Raw genomic sequence first — 3,321 nt, 5'->3', positions numbered from 1 at the left:
GGAGCTGGACGAGATTCTGGCCCGGCTCTCCGTGGAGGACGTCTGGGGCATCGCCGACCGCCTGGCCCGGCGGCTGAAGCGCGCGGGCATCCACACGGCGAAGAAGCTGCGGGACGCCGACGACCGCTGGATCGACAAGACGCTGGGGGTCGTCGGGCGGCGGATGGTTTACGAGCTGCGCGGCATCGGCTGCCTGGGCCTGGAGGACCAGCCGCCGGACAAAAAGACCATCTGCACCACGCGCTCCTTCGCCAGGGCGCTCGTGACCCTCGAGGAGCTCGAGGAGGCGGTGGCCAGCTTCGTCAGCCGGGCGGCGGAGAAGTTACGCGCCCAAAGCTCCGCTGCTGGTGTGCTGACAGTCTTCGTCATGACCGGCCACTTCGACGAAGGGCCCAAGTACTACAACTCAACGGTCGCCGTGCTCCCCGTACCGTCCGCCGTCACCCACGAGCTGCTGGGTCACGCCCTCGTCGGGCTCAAGCGCATCTACCGCCGGGGTTACGCTTACAAGAGGGCCGGGGTGCTCCTGGGCGACATCGTCCCGGCGGGTGCCGTCCAGCTCAATCTCTTCGACCGGCTGGGTGAGCCGCCGGATGGGAGTGAGAGCCCCCGGAGGCGCGGCGAGCGGCTGATGCGCGCCGTGGACAGCGTCAACCGGGAGATCGGGCCCCAGACGGTGCAGTACGCCCGGGAGGGGCTGGAAAAGCCCTGGGTGCTCCGGACGAACCGGCGTTCGCCGCGCTACACCACCTCCTGGAAGGAACTGCCCGTGGCGCGCGCCGGGTAAAACCTGTTGCCGATTCAACCCCCATCCAAGGAGAAGGCAATGCACAGATCCGTGTTCCTTACGCTCTTTCTGGCGGCCGCCGTCCTGGCCGCGCCCCAGATGGACGCCTTCCACGACACCGCCGCCGACGCGTACATCGCCTACTTCATCAACGACAAGGGCGAGGTTTTCTGCTCCTACTCCGGCGAGGTGGTAAAGCTGGCGGAGATACCCGGTCCCGGCCCGTGCGACATCGCGGCCCTCTACGACTCGGCGGCCGACACCTGGTACGCCGTGGCCTGCAACGGCGGGGGGCGGGCATTCGACGTTCTGGGCGAGAACAACACCCCCGAGTTCGGACAGATACCCGGCAAGGGACCGTACAGCCTCTCGGTCATCTACGACGCCAAAGAGGACGCCTACGCCATCTTCGCCCTCAACTCCGACGGCGCGGTTTACATCTATAACGACGGCGCGTTTGAGGAAGTCATGAACCTGCCCTAGGCGGGTGAATATGAACCCCATGCCCAACGAAGTGAAAGATGAGGGGACCGCCCGGAGCCGCCTCCGATTGGGGCTCATCGGCGCCTTCATCGCCCAGGCCTTCAAGGCCAAGATGGATTACCGGGCCGACTTCTGGACCGGAAACGTCTTCATGGCCTTCATGATGGGCAGCCAGATTCTCTTCATAATCCTGGTTTTCGGCCAGGTGCACGAGGTCAGTGGCTGGACCCTTTGGCAGGTGATGCTGGTCTACGGCATCTCCTCCTCGATCATGGCCCTGGGCCAGCTCATCTCGGCCCACGTGGCCGAGGTGGGGGATCATATCCGCGGGGGGACCTTCGATTCCCTCTTGATCCGCCCCATCCCGCCCCTGGTGCATCTTTTCATCCGCGAGGTCAACGACCAATGGTTGATCACCCTGGTGGGGCGGCTGGGGATAACGGTCCTGGCGTTCGTGAACTGCGGCCTGGCGGACGCGTGGTGGAACTGGCCGGTCCTCGTGGGGTTCCTCCTGGCCGGGTCGGCGATCATGGTGGCGATCAACGTCATTTTCGCCGGCCTCTCCTTCCGCGTGCTCCAGGTGGAGACCCTTTACTGGTTCTTCATCGGCGAGTTCTACAACCTGAGCTACTACCCCCTGACCATCTATGGGGGGTGGATCCAGGGCCTCATGACCTGGGTCTTTCCCCTGGCCTGGGTTTCCATCGTGCCGGCGTCCTGGTTTTTACAGAAGGGCGGGATGTACCAGATACTGGCGTGGTGGATGCCGGCGGTGCTGATCGTCTTCGCGGTTCTGGCCGCGGTGCTGTGGCGGACCGGCGTCCGGCGGTACGAGAGCACGGGGAGCTGAGGCCGGCGTGGGTTTAGAAATGTAGGGCGGGGACTTTAGTCCCCGCCGTTTTTACCCCTCACCCTAATCCTCCCCCCCCAGAGGGGGGAGGGGATCGACCCGCACCCCGGCCCGCGTCATGAAATTGGCGATGATGTAGGGGCGGACCTTCAGGTCGGCCCTTACGAGTGGGATACGCGAGGTATGGACGTAAGGGCGGGTGTTCACACCCGCCTGCCCCCCACCCCCGCCCTCCCCCCAAAGGGGGTAGGGGGCGGCAGCGGCCCGGCGGCCGCCCGTATTCATCCGCTGAAACCCCTACTCGTTGAAGGTCAGGGTCTCGTCGCAGAGCTTCTTGTCGTAGGGGTCGGTCCAGATGCCCACCCAGTCGTCCCCCGAGGGTGAGTAAACGGTCAGGAACGGCCCCGTGGCCAGAACCAGATATCCGTTCACCACCACGCCCACCCCCTCGTAGATTTCGGTCTCGCCGTCGGTGGGGGTGACGGTCTGGCGGCAGGCGACGATGTTCCCCTTGGACTGCATCTGGTAGGTTCCCTCGTAGGCGTCGCCCTCGGTGTTGGTCCCCCGGCAGGAGAAGTCGCCCTGCTTGGGGAGCGGAGCCAGTTCGGGCGGGTCCGGCGGCTGGGCCCCGCCGCTCACGATATCCACGTCCAGGACGGATGTGGAACCCCAGGTGACCCACCGTCCGCCCATGGCCCCCTCGCCCACGGTGAAGACGCCCAGCCAGGGCTCGGCGGGATCGGGGATGGAGAGCGCCATGTACTTCTCGCCGAAGACGAGCGCCGGGGCCTCGAAGGGCTCGCCGTCGGTCTCCCACCGGGCGATATAGAAGCCGCCCTCCTGCTTGGTGAGCGTGAAGTCGTTGTCCACAAAGAAGGTCATCACGTCGAGCTTGGCGTCGTCGGGGGTGAGGATTTCCGAGGCCAGGGCGCCGGCCTCCAGGTCAACCCACATGCCGACCCAGTCCTCGCCCGCCCGCTGGAAAACCGTCAGGAAGCCGTCGGTGTTCATGACCAGGTACTCGCCCACCTGGGCGGCGGTGCCGGTGAGCGTCGCCTCGTTGTCGGTCCCGGGGTTGATTATCTGCGAAAGGTTGATGGACTTCCCGCAGGGGACGAGGCCGTAGCTGGCTATGTATGGCGCGCCCGTGCCGTCCACGCCGAGGGCGTTGAGGGTCAGGCTCGTTCCCAGGGGGGTGATC

4 protein-coding genes are annotated in these 3,321 nt (G+C 65.8%); 3 read left to right on the top strand and 1 reads right to left on the bottom strand.

Annotated elements, in window-relative coordinates:
• The 3 genes from NTW26_11855 to NTW26_11845 form a co-directional block, all read left to right on the top strand.
• A partial coding sequence (locus NTW26_11855) for a DUF4113 domain-containing protein (GenBank protein MCX7022941.1) occupies positions 1-787 on the top strand: 787 nt, incomplete at its 5' end.
• Between the two features lie 39 nt (positions 788-826).
• Positions 827-1,270, top strand: a complete 444-nt coding sequence (locus NTW26_11850) for a hypothetical protein (GenBank protein ID MCX7022940.1) — start codon at positions 827-829, stop codon at positions 1,268-1,270.
• A 19-nt stretch (positions 1,271-1,289) separates the two neighbouring features.
• Positions 1,290-2,120, top strand: a complete 831-nt coding sequence (locus NTW26_11845) for an ABC-2 family transporter protein (GenBank protein ID MCX7022939.1) — start codon at positions 1,290-1,292, stop codon at positions 2,118-2,120.
• A 297-nt stretch (positions 2,121-2,417) separates the two neighbouring features.
• On the opposite strand, the gene NTW26_11840 is transcribed toward NTW26_11845, so the two are convergent.
• The coding region (locus NTW26_11840; GenBank protein MCX7022938.1) for a hypothetical protein at positions 2,418-3,321 on the bottom strand (904 nt) is incomplete at its 5' end.

It is taken from the genome of bacterium (assembly GCA_026398675.1).
In the GTDB taxonomy this organism is placed as follows: domain Bacteria; phylum RBG-13-66-14; class RBG-13-66-14; order RBG-13-66-14; family RBG-13-66-14; genus RBG-13-66-14.
This window is presented reverse-complemented; position numbering and strand designations above follow the sequence as displayed.